Raw genomic sequence first — 19,511 nt, 5'->3', positions numbered from 1 at the left:
TTCATGGCGCAGGACACCGGCGCTCCGGCCGTACCCGGCGAAGACCGGTCCCAGCGGGCGGTCCTCGTCGCGATCGGCGCACTGCTGCTCGGCCTGCTGATCGCGGCGCTCGACCAGACCATCGTCGCCACCGCGCTGCCCACCATCGTCAGCGACCTCGGCGGCCTCGACCACCTCTCCTGGGTGGTCACCGCCTACCTCCTGGCCTCGACGGCCGCGACCCCGCTGTGGGGCAAGCTCGGCGACCAGTACGGGCGCAAGAAGCTGTTCCAGACCGCGATCGTGATCTTCCTGATCGGGTCGGTGCTGTGCGGCATCGCGCAGAACATGGGACAGCTGATCGCCTTCCGGGCCCTCCAGGGGCTGGGCGGCGGTGGCCTGATCGTGCTGTCGATGGCGATCGTCGGCGACATCGTGCCGCCCCGCGAACGCGGCAAGTACCAGGGCCTCTTCGGCGCCGTCTTCGGCGGTACCAGCGTCCTCGGGCCGCTGCTGGGCGGGCTGTTCGTCGACCATCTCAGCTGGCGTTGGGTCTTCTACATCAACATCCCGGTCGGCATCGTCGCGCTGGCCGTCATCGCCGCCGTACTGCACATTCCGCGCCGCCGCACCCCGCACCGGATCGACTACCTGGGCACCGCCCTGATCGCCGCCGTCGCCACCTGCTTTGTGCTGATGGCCTCCCTCGGGGGCGTGACGTACCCCTGGGACTCCTGGCAGATCGTGGGATTCGGGGCGCTGGGCGTCGTGCTGCTCGGCGCGTTCATCCTGGTGGAGCGCCGGGCCGCCGAACCCGTCCTCCCCCTGCGCCTGTTCACCCTCCGCACCTTCTCCCTCTGCGCCGCCATCGGCTTCGTCATCGGCTTCGCGATGTTCGGCTCGATGACGTTCCTGCCGACGTTCCTGCAGGTCGTCCACAAGGTCACACCGACGATGTCCGGAGTGCACATGCTGCCGATGGTCTTCGGCATGCTGCTCTCGTCCACCGCATCCGGCCAGATCGTCTCCCGCACCGGCCGCTACAAGGTCTTCCCGATCACCGGCACCGCCGTCGTGGCGCTCGGCCTGCTGCTGCTCCACCAGCTCGACCCGGCCACCAGCGTCGCCGAAATGAGCGCCTACTTCTTCGTCTTCGGCGCGGGACTCGGCCTGGTCATGCAGGTCCTGGTGCTCATCGTGCAGAACGCCGTCCCCTACCAGGACCTCGGCGTCGCCACCTCCGGCGCCACGTTCTTCCGCTCCATCGGCGCCTCGTTCGGCGTCTCCATCTTCGGCACGATCTTCACCAACACGCTCGGCCCGCAGATCACCCGGGCCCTCGCCGGGCAGCAACTGCCACCCGGAGTCGCCCCCTCGACGATCGCCCAGGATCCACGGACCATCGCCCGACTCCCGGCGAGCCAGGCCGCCGGCGTCCTGAACGCCTACTCCCTCTCCATCACCGACGTCTTCGTCTACGCCGTCCCGGTCGTCCTCGTCGCCTTCGCCCTGGCCTGGTTCCTCAGGGAGGAGCCGCTGCGCCGGAGCGTCACCGCCCCCGAGACCAGCGAGGTGCTCTCCTCCAACCCCGTGGAGCGCTCCTCGCGCGACGAATGCGCCCGCGCGCTGTCCAAACTGGGCAGCATGGAAGGCCGCAAGCACATCTACGAGAAGATCACCGCGCAGGCCGGCCTCGACCTCAAACCGGCCTCCAGCTGGCTGCTGCTGCGCATCTACCGCTACGGATCGGTGGAACCGGCCCTGCTCGCCGAGCGCACCACCGTGCCGCTCGGCGTGATCTCCGAAGGCACCCGCCAGATCGAGGAACGCGGCCTGGCCGAACGCGAGGGGCTGATGCTGCTGCTCACCGACCGCGGACGCGAGGCGGCCGGACGGCTCTCGGCCGCCCGCCAGGAATCACTGGCGGAGCTGCTGGGCGACTGGTGGACCAAGGATCGCCCCACCGATCTGACCGAACTCGTCCGGGAGCTGACGGCCGAGCTGTGCGGCTCGGACGCGGAGGAGCCGCACAACGGCGATGCCCGCCCGACCGTCGCCCGCACACCGCGCGGGACGCCGCGACCGCCGGGGGTGGCGAAGTAGGGCCCACCGGGGCCGCCCCGCCGCACGCCGAGGCGCTCGTCGGCGAGGTCGGTCACGGTCGGAGCCGGCCCTCGCCGTCCGGCCCGTCCAGCCGCTTCTCGAAGAAGATCTCCGCGTAGGGGTCGTCGTGGTAGCGCGCGATCTCGACGAAACCGCGCCGCCGGTAGAGCGCGAGGGCCTCCACCAGATCCAGCCGGGTGTCCAGCCGGATGCGTTCGGCACCCATCCGGGCCGCGGCCGCCTCGGCGGCCCGGAGCAGCCCGCCCGCACCCCCCAGGCCGCGGTGCGGAACCCGTACGAACAGCTGCTTGAGCTCAGCGGTCCGCCCGTCCAGCAGCCGCACCCCGGCACAGCCGCCCGCGACCTCGCCGTACCGGGCGATCAGCAGGAGGGCGTCCGGAGGCGTCAGATGGTCCTTCGGATACCCCGCCAGCCCTTCCGCGATCTCCTCGGGCGTCGCGCGGCGGCCCTCGTGCAGCTCGAAGTAACGGTCGGCGACCTCGGTGTAGTACTCCCGCAACAGCGCCCAGGCGTCCGGCGAGTCGAACGGCTCGGCGGAGATGGTCCAGGGGAGCCGGCGGGCGGCGGTCTCGCGCATGGAGACATTGTTGCCGCGCGCGAGAAGCGGAGAGCAAGGGAATTGCGGGGGCGGCGGGACGGGGCGTCCGGCGCGCCCGCCCCGCCGCCCTGCGGTCAGCCCTTCCTGGGACCGGCCTGCTGCACCACCTCGAAGGACCACAGGGTGGACCCGGACGCGGCGGGCTTGGGCCGCTCGCCGCCCTCCGCGCCGCCCTGGTGCGCGGCCTTCATCGGCCCCTCCATCCAGGCCTGGAAGGACTCCTCGTCCCGCCAGCGCGTGTAGACGAGGTACTGGTCGGTGCCCTCCACGGGCCGCAGCAGTTCGAACCATTCGAAGCCGTCCGAGGAGTCCACGGTCCCGGCACGGGACGCGAAGCGCTTTTCGAGGGTCTCCCGCTGCTCGGCAGGAACGGCCAGCACGTTGATCTTGACTACGCTCATGGCTCCATCTTGCCGCACGGGCGGACCGCGGCATCGAGCGAGTCGTGAAGGCAGCCCGCAAGGCGGGCAGAACGTGTAAGCCCCGAGAGGCCGCAACCAGTGGTGACGACTCCGCGGCAATCAGGACGTGGGCGAGGGAGAACGGCTACCAGGTCAGCGATCGTGGCCGGGTACCTGCCGACATCCGCGAGGCGTACGAGAAAGCGGACAAGTAGGCGCACGGACGTAGAAATCAATATGTCAAGTTGACGAAGGGCTCCGTGGTTTGGAGCCCTTCGTCGTTGCCACGAGTGAATTCAAGAATCAGCGGAACCTGAGCAGCACACGTGGTCTTTGGTCACTCTTCCCAGGGCATAGGCTCGGGGCGGCGGTACCACCACCATGCCTTCTGCACCGAATCAGTGACGGGCCCACCACTGTCGCCCATGACAACGTGTTCCGTGTCTTCGACGGTCAGCTCCTGGTAGAGGCCGTCGACCTTGTCCACGTAACGCTTGTAAAGCGTTGCCACGCTCTCTGGGAGCTGACGCAGATATCCTTCGATGTCATCGCGGTATCCGAGAACTTCCCGGTAGAAATCCAAGGGGTACCAACCAGATGGTTCCCAGTTGTTCTCTACACGTCGAGATAGCTTCTCCCATGCCCCTAGGTATGATTCGGCAAAGCGTGCTACCTCGGCTACCTCAGCCGAAATTGGGGTACCTTCCTCGCCCTTTCCGTCCTGCGGCAAGCTCGTGATCGCTTCCGCAAAAGAATCGGACAGGGGGGTTGCGATGACCTGCGCGCGGACTACTTCCGGCAGGTGCATCACAGGAACCTCCGGCAGCTGCTCGACGAACGCCTCAACCGCCGTGACCATGAATTCTTCGTCGTCGTCCGGATCGGGAAGTCGAGCCCTGATCACCTCTCCTTCTGGAGTGACCAGAGAGTGGGCGCTGACGGGGCTCTCTGTCGGCGGATACAGAACGGGTGTCCCGATCCGCTGGGCAAGTGCAGCGGAGAACTGGGCTTCCGAGGGCTGCAGTTTCACTGAGTCCTGAGCGTAAATGTTCAGGGAAAGAGACACGTTGCCCTGTACGGGCGAATAGTCACAGGACACCAGGGCGTCCCAGTAGCGGCCCTCTTGGTCGCCGTCGGGGTCGGCGACATCTACTTCCTTGACCGGGACCTGGAGAACCGCCGAAAGCGCTTCAGCCAGCACATCTGGCCCACAACTGTCGACGAGAAAAAGATTATACGTCATGGCGTGTAAGTCCCATTGTAAATGGCCAGAGCCTTTTCGACCATCTGCGGATTATTGACGAACCGTGGCGCATGCGTCAACTCTGGCACAGCCGAGAGATCGCCCTTGGCTTTAACGATACGTGAAAGCACGTAGTATTCGTTTCTGTCCATTTCCACAAGCCCCGGGCCCCGGCAAGGGAACACGGTCCCACTTTCGTGAACATTGTATTCGCGACCATTGATTATGTAGCCATCACCCTTCGGGGTGAGAGCGGCCTTCCCCTCTGCGATCCCTGCGATGTCCTTTTCGATTTCGCTATAGTATCCGGGAAGGATGATGGTGTTCTCCTTCTTGATGTTCTTGCCCGCTCGTCCTGCCCCGCCAATTGTATGTCGCTCGTTCGGGCGACTGAGGGTTTTGCCGGCTGCAGGGCCTTTTACGTCGGGTGAAACTTCCCATCCGCTCACCTTCGGCGTCCCGGAAGCTCCGCCACCACTGCCCTCAGCGTTGCGCATCAAGCGCCAACCGGTTGCCGGGCCGACGGGCCCCGCGCCAGCCATGGCCAGGCGCGGACCACCCAAGTTGGGCATTGATATCTCAAAGTCGCGCAAAGGGTTCTTGAAGTTGCCCAGGCCATCCAGATTCATCTTGCCGAAGACGTTCTTGACGCCACCCGCATCAGCGATGGCTTTGGCGCCACGCCCGGCTGCGCCGAAAGCGCCGCCCAGGATTACGCCGGAGGTGCCAGCGTCCTTGACTTCAGCGAGGTTGATGCCGTGTTGGTCACCGAGGAGGTTCCGCCCGCCCTGGGCCACGACCACGTCTACGGTGATGGCCTCAATGCCGCCAATCGCTGCGGTGGCCAGGACGGTGCCTGCGATCTCGGCAACCGTGGTGGAGACAGCAATGCCAGCCGCACTGGACGCTGCAAGGATTTCTGCCGTCGCCGCGCCAGCAGCAGCTTCACTGATGCCACCTGTGAACAGCGCAAGGGCCGTTCCCGCAACTATGACGGCTCCAGCGATCGCCAGCTCATGCTCGAGCTTCTTTGTCGCCTCGGCGATCTGGTCCGCGAACCTGTCCAGCGCCTTGGCCATGTCCTGCGCTGCATCGGCAACGTCGTCCAGGTAACCCTTGCCGCCACCGTGGTACTTGCGCCAGAAGGAGGCGAAGGACTCGATCGACTTGCCCTTGTTGTTGTCGATGATGTCTTGCGCCGACTTGTGAGTCGCCGCGGTGATGTCCTTGACGTCTTCAGCGAAGGTTCGCCAGGCCCGTGCGGCTTCCCGAAGTTCATCCTCATCACCCTCTGGCCACCACATGCCAGTGAGGTCCTGGACGATTTCCTTTGCCTTGTCGCCGGCGCTCAATGCGTACCCCCGCCATGGCGCTTGAAGCCCGAGGCGTTGGAGTGGTCCGTGCCCTCGTGATTGTCAGCCATGTCCTTCATGGCCTTGTGAATGCTTTCCAGTCCCTTCACCAGAGCATGGGCAGCACGCTCGATTTCGCTGCGATGCGGGCTGTAGAGGTGTCCGAATTTCTTCCCTTGTTCGTCGTCCCCCCACGGCTCCCCGAGTGCATCGAGCGAGTGCTTCAGCCTCTCTGTCGCCTTTTCTAATGCGGCAGACTCCCTGTGAAATTTCGGTGCTTCACTCTTCAGCTGGTCTGTGTCCACGTCGAAGCCAGAAGCGGCCACGAGTCCCCCTTAACGCTCAACTCAGGTTCGATACGAACCTACCCTGTGCCACTGACATTGCACCTAGCCGGGCTTACGCTCGCAACCTGTTAGTTGACTTCGGCGTGATCGCGCATGTTGCGTCCCATCAGATGTAGCCAAGTCGTGGCTCAAAGTCGCCAGCATTGTGTGTTGTTCAACTAACACGGAGGGCTGGTGAAGGGTGTGCTGATGCATTGTGGGCTGGTGATTGAATTGCTCAATCGAGAGGTGATTTAAGTCTGTTGAGCACTCGCCACGAGGCGCTTCGGCGTGAGGTACGCCGAAGGCGGCTGCCCCTGTGTGATACAGGCCGACGTCGAGGTGCCGTCCCACCATGCCGGCAGACCGCTGTCAGGCCGACGATGAACGTTGCCAACACCGCTGCCAGGACGAGCAGCAGTCTGACGCGAGAGCGCCGGAGGTTCCTCGTTGATCCATGACCCTGTCGCGGATGCTCGGGTACAGGGTCACGGATGTGTTCCCCCACGGCTCCAGCATTAGTGGTAGATCAGAGCATCCGTTGCGGCCGCAGCAGTTCGAACCATTCGAAGCCGTCCGAGGAGTCCACGGTCCCGGCGCGGGACGCGAAGCGCTTTTCGAGGGTCTCCCGCTGCTCGGCAGGAACGGCCAGCACGTTGATCTTGACTACGCTCATGGCTTTATCTTGCCGCACGGGCGGACCGCGGCACCGAGCGAGTCGTGAAGGCAGCCCGCAAGGCGGCGGGGCTCGTAGGTCCGGAAAGGCCGTAACCAGAGCGAACAAGGAGGCGCGACGTGGGAATTCGGCTATCGAGATGACGAAGGGATCAGGACTGCGGATCCCTTTCCCTTCGTTGTTGCCGTGAGTCCCTGCACGAATCAGCGGTATCAGAGCGACACACCTGATTTCTGATCACATTTCCCAGGGCATGGGCATGGGCATGCCCTGGGCATGGGCTCGGGCCGGCAGTGCGCCGCTTCGATTCCGGCCGGGGTTGCGTGGCGGGTTCTTCGGCCGCATCAATGCCTTGTCCACCGGACCACCCCCGAGCCGGCCGCCGTTGTTGCGAGCGTGATCAGCCATGCGGGGACACGCTGGATGGTCAAGTGGACTCCGCCGCAGCGAAATTCGAACGCCGGCGTGGCGGTTGCGCGGGTGTGGTTGTTCGCCATGCCGCTATCCCACCGGCGCGGCTGCAGGGCCGGCAACTCTGGCACATCTTCGATGCCGCCAAAGCTGCCCGACCTGCGCGGAGGCCGGCGCGGCGGCGCCCAGGGGAGCGGGGCCGCGCGGCCACGGAACTGTCGCTCGCCGGGCGAGGGGCGGTCCGGCAAGCGAGAGTCATCAGGGAACTTCTCGAAGGAACAGCGCCCCACAGCCGTGGCAGAAGGGTTCGCCCTTCGGCGTGCCCCACGCGTCGGCGGATTGTGTAGCGGCAGCGGGGTCGAGGTCGCGACCGCACAGGGCAAGGGCGCCGTCCGACTTCACCATGTGCCAGATTTTCACCGGGGCATCGACTTGCTGGGGTGAGACGCCTTCCGGGTGTTCTGCGCGCATCTCGTATTCCACGATGTGCTCCCTCGTCCGTTGTTCAGCATGGTGACCGGAATCGGCAGCTTATTCATGCGAGTGCCGATCGCTTCCCACGCCGCGGAAGAAGCCCTCCATCGTGTGACCTCGGCTTACCGGACACGCCCTGACCGAGCCTGACGAATGCTCAGCGGTACTCGTGTTCCGGTGCCCGCGTTTTCCGACCCGGAATCCCTTCCGTCGCCGGGTCGGAATGCCGAAGCGTGAGAGCGCCTGTGTTCCCGTACGGGTGCCGAAGTCGTCAAGCCGGGGGCGTACGGATTCGCTCAGGACTCCGGGCGGCGGAAAGGGCGCGTTGGATCCGGTGCCGACGACGTCGCCGGCACCGCCGGTGCCGCGGCCTACGGCATCCCAAGGCGCCGCCTGCGCCGTCGCAGCACCAGCGCGATCACGACCCCGTACCCCGCCGCCAGCCCCAGCGCACCGCCCACCGCAAGCAGCCAGGCCGGTATGTCACCGACCTTCATCAGCACATAGATGTAGTGAACCCGCCGGTACGGCGTATCGGCCGCCGCCCGCCGCAGCTCATGGTCGCCGGTGATGCGCTCCGGACGCGGAAAGCTCTGGTCGATGGCGGTCAGATAGGCCCCATCGCCGCCCGCGAGGTCACCGACCGCGGTCCGCCCGGGCTTGATCCGGCCCGCGAAGAAGACGTCCGGTCGCGAGCCGCCGATGGTGCCGCGCGGCTCCATCCGGTGCGGCGCGAGCACATAGAGGCCCAGCGACTGCGGCGTCCGGGCGAGCCGGGACAGCCGCATCGGATAGATCAGCCGGTCGCTGGCGAAGGTCAGGTGCAGCGGATCGAGGGTGCCGCTCAGATAGCCGTTGCGGGCGGCGGGGGCCAGCCGGATCGCGACGTATTCCCAGTGCTGGGCCACGTACGGACGCAGTGCGGTCGCGAGCGAGTCGGGCAGCCGGAAGCCATGGGACTTCAGCCAGCCGCGCAGGGCGTCGGGGTCGGTGGCGGTCAGCCGGGCCACATCGAACGGGCCCAGGCGTTCCCGGCCGACGACGCCGACGCCGGGGCCCCGGGCGCCAGGCATCGGGGCCGCGTCACCGGTCGTGTCACCCCAGGAAAACGGCCAGTCGCCGCTCCGGGGCCAGAAGTAGGAGCGTTCTTCGTCGGCCGGCGCGGTGAGCGCGGTGAGCTCGTTGAACAGCTGGGAGTCGCCCAGCTTCACCGTGGCGCGGTGCGGCACCGGCATGATCCAGGCGGCGTCCGGGGCGGTCCCGGCCACCGTCAGGCTCATCACGATCTGCTCGGTCCGCCCGTCCCAGCGCACCGCCGAGGTCTCCCGGTCCACCGACATGGTGGTCTTCGGGTCGACGACCATCGCGCCGCAGCCGCAGGCGTACGCCGGCCTGGCCAGCCACACCAGCTGCACCGCCAGCAGCATCAGCACCACCAGCAGGGCTCGCCGCCGCACTCCGTGGTGTTCCCTTGCCGCGATCACCGTCGTCCCCCGTTCGCTCCGCGCCGGTCGATGCGATCGGCAGCGACACAGACGGGTGGAACGGTACGGATGGTTCCCCTTCGGGGTTCCGGTAGGGGGCACTCACCGGCTGCGGACGCAACCAGGCGCGGTGCGTCCCACGATGCCGGAAGGCCGCCAGGGGGCCGGCGGCCTTCGTGGGGTGCACGCGGTGCACGGTGCCCGGCGGCGTCGGATGCCGCCGGGCGGCGGAGCGAGATCGCGTTCGTACGGGCGAGCGGGCCCCGCGCGAACGGGTGCGGGCTCGGTCAGGCCGCGGAGCCGACCTCGGCGCGGCGGGCCGCGCGGACGATCTCGCGGGCCTCCGCTTCGGTCTCGACGGCCGGCGGCGAGCCGGGCAGCGGCTTGCGGGCACTCTCGGACATCCGCCAGACGGCGATTCCGCCGATCACGGCCGCCGCCATCATGTAGTACGCGGGCATCATCTTGTTGCCGGTCGCCCCGATGAGAGCGGTGACCACCAGGGGAGTCGTCCCGCCGAAGAGCGAGACCGAGATGTTGAAGCCGATCGACAGCGAGCCGTAGCGGACCTTGGTCGGGAAGAGCGCGGGCAGCGCGGACGGCATCGCCGAGGTGAAGCACACCAGCAGCAGCCCCAGCGCCGCCATGCCCAGCGCGATGGCGGCCAGCGAACCCTGCCGGATCAGCAGCAGCGCCGGCACGGACAGCACCAGGAAGCCGGCGCAGCCCGCGGCGATGACCGGGCGGCGACCGAAGCGGTCGGCCAGCTTGCCCGCGAACGGCTGCACGCCCATCATCACGACCATCACGCCGAGCACCACCAGCAGCCCGTGCGTCTCGTCGTACTTCAGCTCCGAGGTCAGATAGCTCGGCATGTACGACAGCAGCATGTAGTCGGTGACGTTGAAGACCAGCACCAGCCCGACGCACAGCAGCATCGACCGCCACTGACCGAAGATCATCTCGCGGACGCCCATCCGCTTCTCGGCCTCCCGGCGTGCCTTCTCCTTCGTCCGCGCCTCCTTCTCCAGCCGGGCGAAGGCCGGGGTCTCCTCGAGGCGCATCCGCAGGTAGAGGCCGATGATGCCCATCGGGCCCGCGATCAGGAACGGAATCCGCCAGCCCCACGCGTTCATGTCGTGGGTGGACAGCAGCGCGGTCATCAACGTGACCAGGCCGGCGCCGCCGACGTAGCCGGCCAGCGTGCCGAACTCCAGCCAGCTGCCGAGGAAGCCGCGCTTCTTGTCGGGCGCGTACTCGGCGATGAAGGTGGAGGCGCCACCGTACTCACCACCGGTGGAGAAGCCCTGCACCAGGCGCGCGACGAGCAGCAGGACGGGCGCGCCGACGCCGATGGTGGCGTAGGAGGGGATCAGGCCGATGGCGAACGTGCCCGCGGCCATCATGATCATGGTGATCGCGAGGACCTTCTGCCGCCCGATCCGGTCGCCGAGCGGCCCGAAGACCATGCCGCCGATCGGGCGTACCAGGAACGCCGCCGCGAACGCGCCAAAGGTCGACAGCAGCTGCGCGGTCGGGTTCCCGGACGGGAAGAAGACATGTCCGAGGGTGACCGCGATGTAGCTGTAGACGCCGAAGTCGAACCACTCCATCGCATTGCCGAGGGCCGCCGCGGACACCGCGCGCTTGACCATCGCGGGATCGACGACGGTGACCTCGTCCGACGGCCGCTTCTCCAGGTCTGGTGCGGCATCGGTACGGCCACGGCCGTGGGTAAGGGGCCCGGGTGCGACGGGGGACTGCGTCGGCACGTGTTCGCTCGCCTGCGCTCTCTTGGACGACTGCATGACAGTGCCCGCCGTGGAGCGACGGGCAAAGGTCGACCATAGGGGCAGAACGGATCATCACGGACAGTGTGCGGATGACCGCGCGGTCGGTCGTATACCCGCTCCTTGCTGGGCAAACGCGTGTCGCCGGAGAATTTCGCGGGACTTACGTTTGTGATCCATCTCGCGGTAATTCACTGCAACCATCACGCTCTGTGACGTACCGCACGGAGATCGCGCCCCCGGAAAGCCGGCGATGTCACCGTGCACATCGGTGACGTCACCGATCGCGGGCACGAGAACGGCGCGGCGGCGTACTCCGCCACCGCGCCGATGGATCGTCGCGTTCCTCAAGGATCGGCCATCGGCGCAGGGCCCGCCACCTGAGAGGCGGGCGGGGGTGACGCCCTCCCGGACGGGATGCGCTCCGGGCGCGCTTCCGGGGGCGCGCTTCAGGAGGTGACGCGCTCCCGGACGCGGTGCGCGCTCACGGCATCCACGTCTCGTACGACAGCACCTGCCCCGCCTTGACCCGGAGGTCAGGAAGAGCCCTGGTGAAGGTGACCTCGCTGCCCATGAGTTGCCCGGTCCGGGGATCGAGGACGACCATCTGGCGGGTGGCGTTCATTCCGCCGTCCGGACCGTCGTAGACATACGCCTGACCGCGACGGCCCAGCCGGTCGGTGACCGCGCCCGCCGGACGCAGCCCCTCCGCATCGGCCAGCACCCGGACGATCGCCGCCGTCTCCCGCGGCCCCGGCGTCCATTCCTGACGCAACGACGACAGCGCGGAGAGCAGCCGCGGCGTCCTGGCGCCGGCGCCTCCGTACAGCGCCGCGAGCTGCTCGCGCAGCGCCTCGGGATCGGTCGGCGGCGGAGTACGGGCGGCGAGGCCGCGCTGCCCGCCCGCCGGGCCCGCCGGATAGGACTTACGGTGCAGCACCTCGCCGTCATTGACGGTGCGCCAGTTGCCACCGGTGTCGTCGATCACCGGGCGCCCGGGGTGCCGAGGGTCGGTGGCCACCACGAGTTCGGAGCCGCTGCCGTCGGCGCGCCAGCGGGTGAGGTGCTCCTCGGGCGCGGTGACGGGCGGCGCGGCGTCGGGGCCCGCCGCCATGCTCAGACACCAGCTCTGCACATGGCTGCCCCGGTGCGGCCCGTCCGCGGCGCCGGCCGCCCGGGCCCTGGCCTCCGCCCTCCGGGCCAGCTCGTCCAGCGATACGGAAGCGGTGCCGGCGCGCGGCGCCAGCGCGACGGGCACGGCGACGGCCTTTGCGGCGCCCGCGCCGGAGAAGGTGAACGCGAGCGCGGCGCCGAGCGCGAGCACCGCCGCTTCGGCCCGCAGGACGAGGCGCCGCCGGGCCCGCCTCGTCCGCCCGCTGTGCAGCAGCCGGTTGAGGTGGCGCTCGGCGCGGGCGTGCAGCGGGCGGTCCCGCCAGGGGCCTTCGCCGCTCGGTACGGGGTCGGCCGCGCGCAGCAGCTCCAGTTCGTCACTCATGGCCGTCGCCTCCTGCTCGTACGGACACCGTCGTCCGCGTACGGTCGATCTCTGCGCGCAGCCGCCGCCGCGCCCGGTGCAGCCGCATGGCCGCCGCGCTCTGCCCGCACCCCAGGGTCACCGCCAGCTCCTCGAGGGACAGTTCCTCCCAGGCCGTGAGCCGCAGCACTTCCTGGTCGGCGGGCGAGAGGCGGGCCAGCACGTCGTGCACCCAGGAGCCGGGCCGTTCCGCGTCCGGACTCTCCACCGTCTGCTTGCGGTGCGCCGCCTCGTGATGGCCGATCCGATGGAGCAGCCGGCGGTAGCGCCCGAGCCCGCGCACCGTGTTGGCCAGGCAGTTCCGGGCCACCCCGTACAGCCACGGCAGCGGGGCGTCGGGAAGTTCGGCGCGGCGTCTCCAGGCTATGGAGAAGACCTCCGCCACCACTTCCTCGACCTCGTGTGCCTGCCCGTCCAGCCGCCGCGCCACGAAGCGGCTGACCGCCCAGTAGTGCGCGCGATAGGCATCGGCGAAGGCGTCGTCCGTGCTCATGAACCGTTGGTGTCCGGCATGGCCCCGATCTTCACACCCTGGACCGGTGAATATTTCCCGGGCCCCGGACACCTACCGGGCATGACGGCCCTCACCACGACCTCCACATCCCCCACGGCCCCAGGGAAACGGCCCTCGGGGACCCGGCTGCCGCTGAAATGGCTCACCACCACGGACCACAAGACGATCGGCACGCTCTACCTGATCACCGCCTTCGGATTCTTCTGCGTCGGCGGCCTGCTGGCCTTGCTGATGCGCGCCGAACTGGCCCGTCCCGGGCACCAGATCATGTCCAACGAGCAGTTCAACCAGGCGTTCACGATGCACGGCACGATCATGCTGCTGATGTTCGCGACGCCGCTGTTCGCCGGATTCGCGAACTGGATCATGCCGCTGCAGATCGGCGCACCGGATGTCGCCTTTCCGCGGCTGAACATGTTCGCCTACTGGCTCTATCTCTTCGGCTCCCTGATCGCCGTGGGAGGCTTTCTCACCCCGCAAGGCGCCGCGGATTTCGGCTGGTTCGCGTACGCGCCGCTCGCCGACGCCGTGCATTCCCCCGGCGTCGGCGCCGATATGTGGATCATGGGCCTGGCGTTCTCCGGCTTCGGCACCATTCTCGGTTCGGTCAACTTCATCACCACGATCATCTGCATGCGCGCGCCCGGCATGACGATGTTCCGGATGCCGATCTTCACCTGGAACGTCCTGCTGACCGGTGTGCTGGTCCTGCTGGCCTTCCCGGTCCTGGCCGCCGCGCTGTTCGCTCTGGAGGCGGACCGTAAATTCGGCGCCCATGTATTCGACGCGGCACATGGCGGAGCACTGCTCTGGCAGCACCTCTTCTGGTTCTTCGGCCACCCGGAGGTCTACATCATCGCCCTCCCTTTCTTCGGCATCATCTCCGAGGTCATTCCGGTGTTCTCCCGGAAGCCGATGTTCGGCTACATCGGTCTGATCGCGGCGACGATCTCGATCGCCGGCCTTTCCGTCACGGTCTGGGCGCACCACATGTATGTGACCGGCGGCGTGCTGCTGCCGTTCTTCTCCTTCATGACGTTCCTGATCGCGGTCCCGACCGGCGTGAAGTTCTTCAACTGGATCGGCACGATGTGGCAGGGCTCGCTGTCCTTCGAAACGCCGATGCTGTGGACCGTCGGATTCCTGATCACCTTCGTCTTCGGCGGTCTGACCGGCGTCATCCTCGCCTCCCCGCCCATGGACTTCCACGTCTCCGACTCGTACTTCGTCGTGGCGCACTTCCACTACGTCGTCTTCGGCACCGTCGTCTTCGCGATGTTCGCCGGATTCCACTTCTGGTGGCCCAAATTCACCGGCAAGATGCTCGACGAACGCCTCGGCAAGATCACCTTCTGGACGCTGTTCATCGGCTTCCACGGCACCTTCCTCGTCCAGCACTGGCTCGGTGCCAACGGAATGCTGCGCCGTATCCCCGATTATCTGGCCGCCGACGGATTCACCACGCTCAACACCGTTTCCAGCATCTTCTCGTTCCTCTTGGGCCTGTCGATCCTGCCGTTCTTCTACAACGTCTGGAAGACCGCCAAGTACGGCAAGAAGGTCGAGGTCGACGACCCTTGGGGATACGGCCGTTCGCTGGAATGGGCGACGTCCTGCCCGCCGCCGCGGCACAACTTCCGTACGCTTCCGCGTATTCGCTCCGAATCCCCGGCATTCGACCTGCATCACCCTCGGATCGCACGCGAGGTGGAGAGCGAGGTCCGCGGATGAGCGAGGGACGGGGAATGCGGATGAGCGACGCCGAGGCGGTCATCAACGAGATCGAGGGATATCTGCTCTGGGAGGCGGAGAAGGAACGGGCCCGTACCCGGGCGGACGCCTTCTGCGCGGGCCTGCCCTGGCTCACCGATACCCAGCGCAGGGAAGTGGAACGGCGCTATTGCCAGGACCAGCACGGCGCGACACAGGCCTATCTGGAACGTATCGCCGCACGCAGCGCCTCCCTGCGAGCGGAGTACGACGGCGCGTACCGGGCGCTGCGGCGCCGCCTGATCGTGGCCTGCCTCAGCGGATCGGTTGCCGTCGCGATCCTGGTGGCGCTGGGGGCCGTGGGGCTCACCGCGCACTGAACGGGCCCCGGTCCGCCGGCGACGAACGGTGCGGCGAGGGCGTGTCGCCCGCAGCTCGGGCGGGTCGTCGCCCTTCCCGGCGGCCGCGTGCCGAGGCCCGCCCGGCCCGGCCGACGGGGAAGCGCCGACGGGGCCGGGCGGGCCACGGCGGGCGCCCATCGGCCGGGGACGCGGGCGGCGTGCGGGACCGAGCGGCAAAGCGGTGGGGCTCCGTCCGCGCCCCGTCAGCCGTACTGCACCTGTAGTTCCTTGACGCCGTTGAGCCAGGCGGAGCGGAGCCGGCGCGGATCGCCCGCCAGCGAGATGCCGGGAAGGGCGTCCGCGATGGCGTTGAAGATCAGGTTGATCTCCAGGACCGCGAGGGACTTGCCGAGGCAGAAGTGCGGACCGCCGCCCCCGAATCCCAGATGGGGGTTGGGGTCGCGGGTGATGTCGAAGACCTCCGGGTGGTCGAAGACCTCCGGATCGTTGTTGGCGGAGGAGTAGAAGATCCCGACCCGCTGGCCCTTCTTGATCTTTGCGCCGCCCAGTTCGGTGTCCTGGGTGGCGGTGCGCTGGAAGGAGACCACCGGCGTCGCCCACCGCACTATTTCCTCGGCCGCGGTAGCGGGGCGCTCGCGCTTGTAGAGCTCCCACTGGTCGGGATGGGTGAGGAAGGCATGCATGCCGTGGGTGATGGCGTTCCGCGTCGTCTCGTTGCCGGCGACCGCTAACAGCAGGACGAAGAAGCCGAATTCGTCGGAACCGAGGTTCCCGTCGTCCTCCGCCGCCACCAGGCGGCTGACGATGTCCTTGGCCGGGCACTCCTTGCGCTCCGCGGCGAGGTTCATCGCGTATGAGATCAGTTCCATGGCCGCGTTGGTGCCGACCTCTTCGGTGATGGCCAGTTCGGGATCGTCGTACGCGATCATCTTGTTCGACCAGTCGAAGATGCGGGCCCGGTCGTCCTGGGGGATGCCGATGAGTTCGGCGATCGCCTGGAGGGGGAGTTCGCAGGCGATGTCCGTGACGAAGTCCCCGGACCCCTTCTGCCGCGCCTCGTCGACGATCCGCGCCGCCCGGTGGCGCAGGGCGTCCTCCAGGGCGCGGATGGCGCGCGGGGTGAAGCCGCGCTGCACTATCTGGCGGACCCGGGTGTGCTCCGGCGGGTCCATGTTCAGCATGATCAGCTTCTGTACGTCGATCTGGTCGCGGGTCATGGACTCGTTGAAGCGGATGATGGAGGTGTTGAGGTTGGCGGAGAAGACGTCAGGCTTGGTGGACACCTCCTTGACGTCCTCGTGGCGGGTGACGACCCAGTAGCCGTCGTCGCCGAAGCCTGCGATGCCGTGCGGCTGGGCGTTCCACCACACGGGCGCGGTCTCCCGCAGCTGTGCGAACTCCGGGAGCGGGACGCGGGTTCGGTAGACATCGGGGTCGGTGAAGTCGAACCCTTCGGGCAACGCTGGGCATGACATGGGCGACTCCTGGCCAATCTGGCATCCGAGAGTTCTGTCTGGTCTGACGCTTCCGACACGGGGGTGAGGCGGTTCCGGTCGGTTCCGAGGTGGTTCCGGGTCGGTTCCGAGGCGGTTCTGCGGTGGTCCTGGGCAGCTCCGATCGGTCCTGACGGGTCATCAGATATCGCTGGTCGCCGTGAAGGTAGTAACGAGTTCTATAAGTGGCAAGGGTCGCGGCGGGACCTGTTGCCGACAAGTCTGGTGCACGACCCTTGCGTCCCAGGACGGCGCTCATAAGACTGTTTGTAGAAGTAGAACGCGTACTAGTTCTTCTTCCGTGGGTGCCGGGACGCCCCGCGGACGCGAGGAGAGGACGAGTCAGTCATGGCCGCGGAACCCGTCATCGTCGAAGCCGTACGCACCCCCATCGGCAAGCGCGGAGGCGCGCTCGCCAACCTCCACCCCGCCTACCTCCTGGGCGAGACCTACCGCGAACTCCTCGCCCGCACCGCCATCCAGCCCGACTGCATCGAACAGATCGTCGGCGGCACCGTCACGCACGCCGGCGAGCAGTCCATGAACCCCGCCCGCAACGCCTGGCTCGCGATGGGCCTCCCGTACGAGACCGCGGCCACCACCGTGGACTGCCAGTGCGGATCCTCCCAGCAGGCCAACCACATGATCGCCAACATGATCGCGGGCGGCGTCATCGACATCGGCATCGGCTGCGGCGTCGAGGCGATGTCCCGGGTGCCACTGGGCAGCGGCTCCAAGCACGGCCCCGGAAAGCCCTGGCCCGACGAGTGGAACGTCGACCTGCCCAACCAGTTCGAGGCGGCCGAACGCATCGCCCGGAACCGCGGGCTGACCCGCGAGAACGTCGACTCGCTCGGCCTGATCTCGCAGGAACGGGCCGCCACCGCCTGGTCCGAGGAACGCTTCAAACGCGAAACCTTTGCCGTCCAGGTCCCCACCACCGAGGAAGAACAAGCCGCCGGCCAGGGCATGTGGCGGCTGGTCGACCGCGACGAGGGCCTGCGCGACACCACCATGGAAGCACTGGGCGGCCTCAAGGCGGTGATGCCGACCGCCGTGCACACCGCGGGCAACTCCTCGCAGATCTCCGACGGCGCGAGCGCGGTGATGTGGGCCTCCAAGCGCATGGCACGCGCCCTCAAACTCAAGCCGCGGGCCCGCATCGTGGCCCAGGCGCTGGTCGGCTCCGACCCGCACTACCACCTCGACGGGCCCATCGACGCGACCCGCGCCGTGCTCGGCAAGGCCGGCATGTCCCTCAAGGACATCGACCTCGTCGAGATCAACGAAGCCTTCGCCTCGGTCGTGCTCTCGTGGGCCCAGGTCTTCGAACAGGACCTGGCAAAGGTGAACGTGAACGGCGGCGCCATCGCCCTCGGCCACCCGGTCGGGGCCACCGGCGCCCGCCTCATCACCACCGCGCTGCATGAACTCGAGCGCACGGACAAGGAATTCGCGCTGATCACGATGTGCGCGGGGGGCGCGCTGGCCACGGGGACGATCATCCAGCGGTTGTAAGGGGCATCCCCACCTGCGGAAAACCACAGCTGAGTTGGGTGGAAAACCGCATTCTCGGCCACGCACGAGCTTCGTACCGTCGAAGCATGACCACAACGCAGCGGAACTCATCGGCAGCGGCGAGCGGGAATCGACCCCCGGCGCACGGAAGCACCTCGCAGCGAAGCGCATCCCCTCGACGCCCGTCACCGCGACGGGTATCGCGTGGACTGGCCGCGGGCGCCGCCTTACTGCTGGCGGCGCTGACCGCGGCCCCGGCCCTCGCCGCGCCGCCGACCGCCGCGGCACCGGAATCGGCCGACGTCGCGACGGCCCGGCAGGGGCGCGGGGAAGGGCGCGGGGCACTGCTCTCCCTCACCCCGCTCGGCAGCCTGAACCGCGACGAAGTCATCGCCCGGGCGCGGAAGTCGGGCCTCGATGCGGGCACCGCACGGCATGGCGTCGCCGCCTACCGCCTCACCTACCGCACCGTCACACCGAACGGCCGCCCGACCACCGCATCCGGCCTGCTCGCGCTTCCCCTCGCCGGCGGACGCCACCTGCCGACCGTGGTCCACGCCCACGGCACCCTCGCCTACCGCGGCTACGCACCCTCCGTCTTCGCCGAGGGCCCCGACCGGGCCGTTTCGCTGCTCTACGCCTCGGCGGGCCGCGCCGCCATCGCCCCCGACTACCTCGGCCTCGGTACAAGCCCCGGCCGCCACCCCTATATGGACGCCCGGTCCGCGGCATCGGCTTCCCTCGACATGCTCCGTGCGGCCCGCTCCGCCGCCCCGAAGCGGGGCGCATCGCTCGAGAGCAAGGTCTCCGTGACCGGCTTCTCGCAGGGCGGGCAGGTCGCCATGGAGCTGGGCCGCGTGCTGGAGCGCGGCGCCGATCCCTCATTCCGCCTCGGGATGCTCGCCCCGGTCGGCGGCCCCTACGACCTCGACGGCAGCGAACTCCCCGGCATGTTCGACGGCCGGGTCGACCCCCGGTCCGCCGTCTTCTACCTCTCCTTCTTCCTCACCGCCCAGAACCGCCTGCACCCGCTCTACGCCGACCCGAGCGAGGTGTTCCGAGCCCCCTACGCCGACCGCGTGGAAGACCTCTTCGACGGCGAGCACCCGGCGGAGGACATAGCAGGCAAGCTGCCCGACCGCCTCGAAGACCTACTGACCGACGACTGGTACAGCAAACTCCGCCACCCCTCCGGCGCCCTGCTGGAGGCGCTGCACGCCAACGACCGCACCTGCGACTGGACGCCGGACCGCGCCATACGCATCACCCTCTACACGGCCACGGGCGACCGGGACGTCCCCCTGGCCAACACCCGCAGCTGCGCCGGGGAGCTGGCGCGCCACGGCGCCAAGGCCACGGTCGTCGACCAGGGGCGCGACGCCGACCACTACACCTCGTTCCTCCGCTCGGCGCCGTCCATAGCCCGCGCTCTCCCCGTCTCCCGCCGATAGCCTGCGCGCATCGCCGGGAACCGGACGGTCGACGGCGCGCGGCAGCGCCGAAGTCCACGGTCCGGGGCCGG

15 protein-coding genes and 3 pseudogenes are annotated in these 19,511 nt (G+C 68.1%); 6 read left to right on the top strand and 12 right to left on the bottom strand.

Annotated elements, in window-relative coordinates; genetic code table 11:
• Window positions 1-3 precede the first annotated feature (3 nt).
• Window positions 4-2,082 carry a DHA2 family efflux MFS transporter permease subunit gene (locus ACIGWZ_RS05155; RefSeq protein WP_400060991.1) on the top strand — a complete coding sequence of 693 codons (2,079 nt, stop codon included), beginning with the start codon at window positions 4-6 and terminating at the stop codon, window positions 2,080-2,082.
• Window positions 2,083-2,134: 52 nt separating this feature from the next.
• On the opposite strand, the gene ACIGWZ_RS05150 is transcribed toward ACIGWZ_RS05155, so the two are convergent.
• A complete protein-coding gene (locus ACIGWZ_RS05150; protein WP_400060989.1) occupies window positions 2,135-2,680 on the bottom strand; it encodes a GNAT family N-acetyltransferase in 546 nt (181 codons plus the stop codon).
• 95 nt (window positions 2,681-2,775) lie between these two features.
• A complete protein-coding gene (locus ACIGWZ_RS05145; protein WP_400060987.1) occupies window positions 2,776-3,102 on the bottom strand; it encodes an antibiotic biosynthesis monooxygenase family protein in 327 nt (108 codons plus the stop codon).
• 32 nt (window positions 3,103-3,134) lie between these two features.
• On the opposite strand from ACIGWZ_RS05145, the pseudogene ACIGWZ_RS05140 reads away from it, so the two are divergent.
• A pseudogene (locus ACIGWZ_RS05140) lies at window positions 3,135-3,317 on the top strand (histone-like nucleoid-structuring protein Lsr2); the annotation flags it as partial.
• 122 nt (window positions 3,318-3,439) lie between these two features.
• On the opposite strand, the gene ACIGWZ_RS05135 reads toward ACIGWZ_RS05140, so the two are convergent.
• The 9 genes and pseudogenes from ACIGWZ_RS05135 to ACIGWZ_RS05095 all read right to left on the bottom strand — a co-directional run bounded on the left by ACIGWZ_RS05135 (window position 3,440) and on the right by ACIGWZ_RS05095 (window position 12,885).
• On the bottom strand, window positions 3,440-4,345 hold the full coding sequence (locus ACIGWZ_RS05135) for a hypothetical protein (protein WP_400060985.1): 906 nt from the start codon (window positions 4,343-4,345) through the stop codon (window positions 3,440-3,442).
• Complete coding sequence (locus ACIGWZ_RS05130) at window positions 4,342-5,697, bottom strand: WXG100 family type VII secretion target (protein WP_400060983.1); 1,356 nt, start codon at window positions 5,695-5,697, stop codon at window positions 4,342-4,344. Before ACIGWZ_RS05130 ends, ACIGWZ_RS05135 begins: the two co-directional genes overlap by 4 nt.
• Window positions 5,694-6,023, bottom strand: a complete 330-nt coding sequence (locus ACIGWZ_RS05125) for a WXG100 family type VII secretion target (protein WP_400060981.1) — start codon at window positions 6,021-6,023, stop codon at window positions 5,694-5,696. The genes ACIGWZ_RS05130 and ACIGWZ_RS05125 overlap by 4 nt, the downstream gene beginning before the upstream one ends.
• Before the next feature lie 544 nt (window positions 6,024-6,567).
• Window positions 6,568-6,699, bottom strand: a pseudogene (locus ACIGWZ_RS05120) (antibiotic biosynthesis monooxygenase family protein); the annotation flags it as partial.
• Between the two features lie 669 nt (window positions 6,700-7,368).
• A complete protein-coding gene (locus ACIGWZ_RS05115; protein WP_400060979.1) occupies window positions 7,369-7,593 on the bottom strand; it encodes a hypothetical protein in 225 nt (74 codons plus the stop codon).
• 362 nt (window positions 7,594-7,955) lie between these two features.
• Window positions 7,956-9,011: a DUF2330 domain-containing protein gene (locus ACIGWZ_RS05110; RefSeq protein ID WP_400061989.1), complete on the bottom strand. Its 1,056-nt coding sequence runs from the start codon at window positions 9,009-9,011 to the stop codon at window positions 7,956-7,958.
• 344 nt (window positions 9,012-9,355) lie between these two features.
• Entirely contained in the window at window positions 9,356-10,840 is a 1,485-nt protein-coding gene (proP, locus tag ACIGWZ_RS05105) for a glycine betaine/L-proline transporter ProP (protein WP_400060977.1), read from the bottom strand.
• 502 nt (window positions 10,841-11,342) lie between these two features.
• Complete coding sequence (locus ACIGWZ_RS05100) at window positions 11,343-12,353, bottom strand: CU044_5270 family protein (RefSeq protein ID WP_400060975.1); 1,011 nt, start codon at window positions 12,351-12,353, stop codon at window positions 11,343-11,345.
• A complete protein-coding gene (locus ACIGWZ_RS05095) occupies window positions 12,346-12,885 on the bottom strand; it encodes an RNA polymerase sigma factor (RefSeq protein ID WP_400060973.1) in 540 nt (179 codons plus the stop codon). The genes ACIGWZ_RS05100 and ACIGWZ_RS05095 overlap by 8 nt, the downstream gene beginning before the upstream one ends.
• Before the next feature lie 153 nt (window positions 12,886-13,038).
• Between ACIGWZ_RS05095 and ctaD the strand changes: the two are divergent.
• Together ctaD and ACIGWZ_RS05085 are read left to right on the top strand one after the other, a co-directional pair.
• Window positions 13,039-14,637 (top strand): annotated as a pseudogene (ctaD, locus tag ACIGWZ_RS05090) (cytochrome c oxidase subunit I); the annotation flags it as partial.
• 20 nt (window positions 14,638-14,657) lie between these two features.
• Window positions 14,658-14,996 carry a hypothetical protein gene (locus ACIGWZ_RS05085; RefSeq protein ID WP_400060971.1) on the top strand — a complete coding sequence of 113 codons (339 nt, stop codon included), beginning with the start codon at window positions 14,658-14,660 and terminating at the stop codon, window positions 14,994-14,996.
• Between the two features lie 224 nt (window positions 14,997-15,220).
• Here the strand turns inward: ACIGWZ_RS05085 and ACIGWZ_RS05080 are convergent, their stop codons facing one another.
• A complete protein-coding gene (locus ACIGWZ_RS05080) occupies window positions 15,221-16,453 on the bottom strand; it encodes a cytochrome P450 (RefSeq protein WP_400060970.1) in 1,233 nt (410 codons plus the stop codon).
• A gap of 366 nt (window positions 16,454-16,819) precedes the next feature.
• Here ACIGWZ_RS05080 and ACIGWZ_RS05075 point away from each other — a divergent pair, with 366 nt between their 5' ends.
• Both ACIGWZ_RS05075 and ACIGWZ_RS05070 read left to right on the top strand, forming a co-directional pair.
• Window positions 16,820-17,989, top strand: coding sequence for a steroid 3-ketoacyl-CoA thiolase (locus ACIGWZ_RS05075; protein ID WP_400060968.1), 1,170 nt, complete (start codon window positions 16,820-16,822; stop codon window positions 17,987-17,989).
• A gap of 86 nt (window positions 17,990-18,075) precedes the next feature.
• Window positions 18,076-19,440: an alpha/beta hydrolase family protein gene (locus tag ACIGWZ_RS05070; protein WP_400060966.1), complete on the top strand. Its 1,365-nt coding sequence runs from the start codon at window positions 18,076-18,078 to the stop codon at window positions 19,438-19,440.
• The last annotated feature ends 71 nt before the right edge of the window (window positions 19,441-19,511 follow it).

This window comes from Streptomyces sp. NPDC053427 (assembly GCF_044544985.1).
In the GTDB taxonomy this organism is placed as follows: Bacteria; Actinomycetota; Actinomycetes; order Streptomycetales; family Streptomycetaceae; genus Streptomyces.
The sequence above is the reverse complement of the archived record's forward strand: the minus strand, read 5'-3'. Positions and strand labels throughout refer to the sequence as shown.

What these genes read in the sequence shown, in the direction of transcription:
- ACIGWZ_RS05100 (WP_400060975.1), bottom strand. Translation starts at nt 12,353, where the DNA reads ATGAGTGACGAACTGGAGCTGCTGCGCGCGGCCGACCCCGTACCGAGC.
- ACIGWZ_RS05150 (WP_400060989.1), bottom strand. Translation starts at nt 2,680, where the DNA reads ATGCGCGAGACCGCCGCCCGCCGGCTCCCCTGGACCATCTCCGCCGAG.
- ACIGWZ_RS05110 (WP_400061989.1), bottom strand. Translation starts at nt 9,011, where the DNA reads ATGCTGCTGGCGGTGCAGCTGGTGTGGCTGGCCAGGCCGGCGTACGCC.
- ACIGWZ_RS05080 (WP_400060970.1), bottom strand. Translation starts at nt 16,453, where the DNA reads ATGTCATGCCCAGCGTTGCCCGAAGGGTTCGACTTCACCGACCCCGAT.
- ACIGWZ_RS05155 (WP_400060991.1), top strand. Translation starts at nt 4, where the DNA reads ATGGCGCAGGACACCGGCGCTCCGGCCGTACCCGGCGAAGACCGGTCC.
- ACIGWZ_RS05085 (WP_400060971.1), top strand. Translation starts at nt 14,658, where the DNA reads ATGAGCGACGCCGAGGCGGTCATCAACGAGATCGAGGGATATCTGCTC.
- ACIGWZ_RS05070 (WP_400060966.1), top strand. Translation starts at nt 18,076, where the DNA reads ATGACCACAACGCAGCGGAACTCATCGGCAGCGGCGAGCGGGAATCGA.
- ACIGWZ_RS05075 (WP_400060968.1), top strand. Translation starts at nt 16,820, where the DNA reads ATGGCCGCGGAACCCGTCATCGTCGAAGCCGTACGCACCCCCATCGGC.
- ACIGWZ_RS05145 (WP_400060987.1), bottom strand. Translation starts at nt 3,102, where the DNA reads ATGAGCGTAGTCAAGATCAACGTGCTGGCCGTTCCTGCCGAGCAGCGG.
- ACIGWZ_RS05095 (WP_400060973.1), bottom strand. Translation starts at nt 12,885, where the DNA reads ATGAGCACGGACGACGCCTTCGCCGATGCCTATCGCGCGCACTACTGG.
- ACIGWZ_RS05135 (WP_400060985.1), bottom strand. Translation starts at nt 4,345, where the DNA reads ATGACGTATAATCTTTTTCTCGTCGACAGTTGTGGGCCAGATGTGCTG.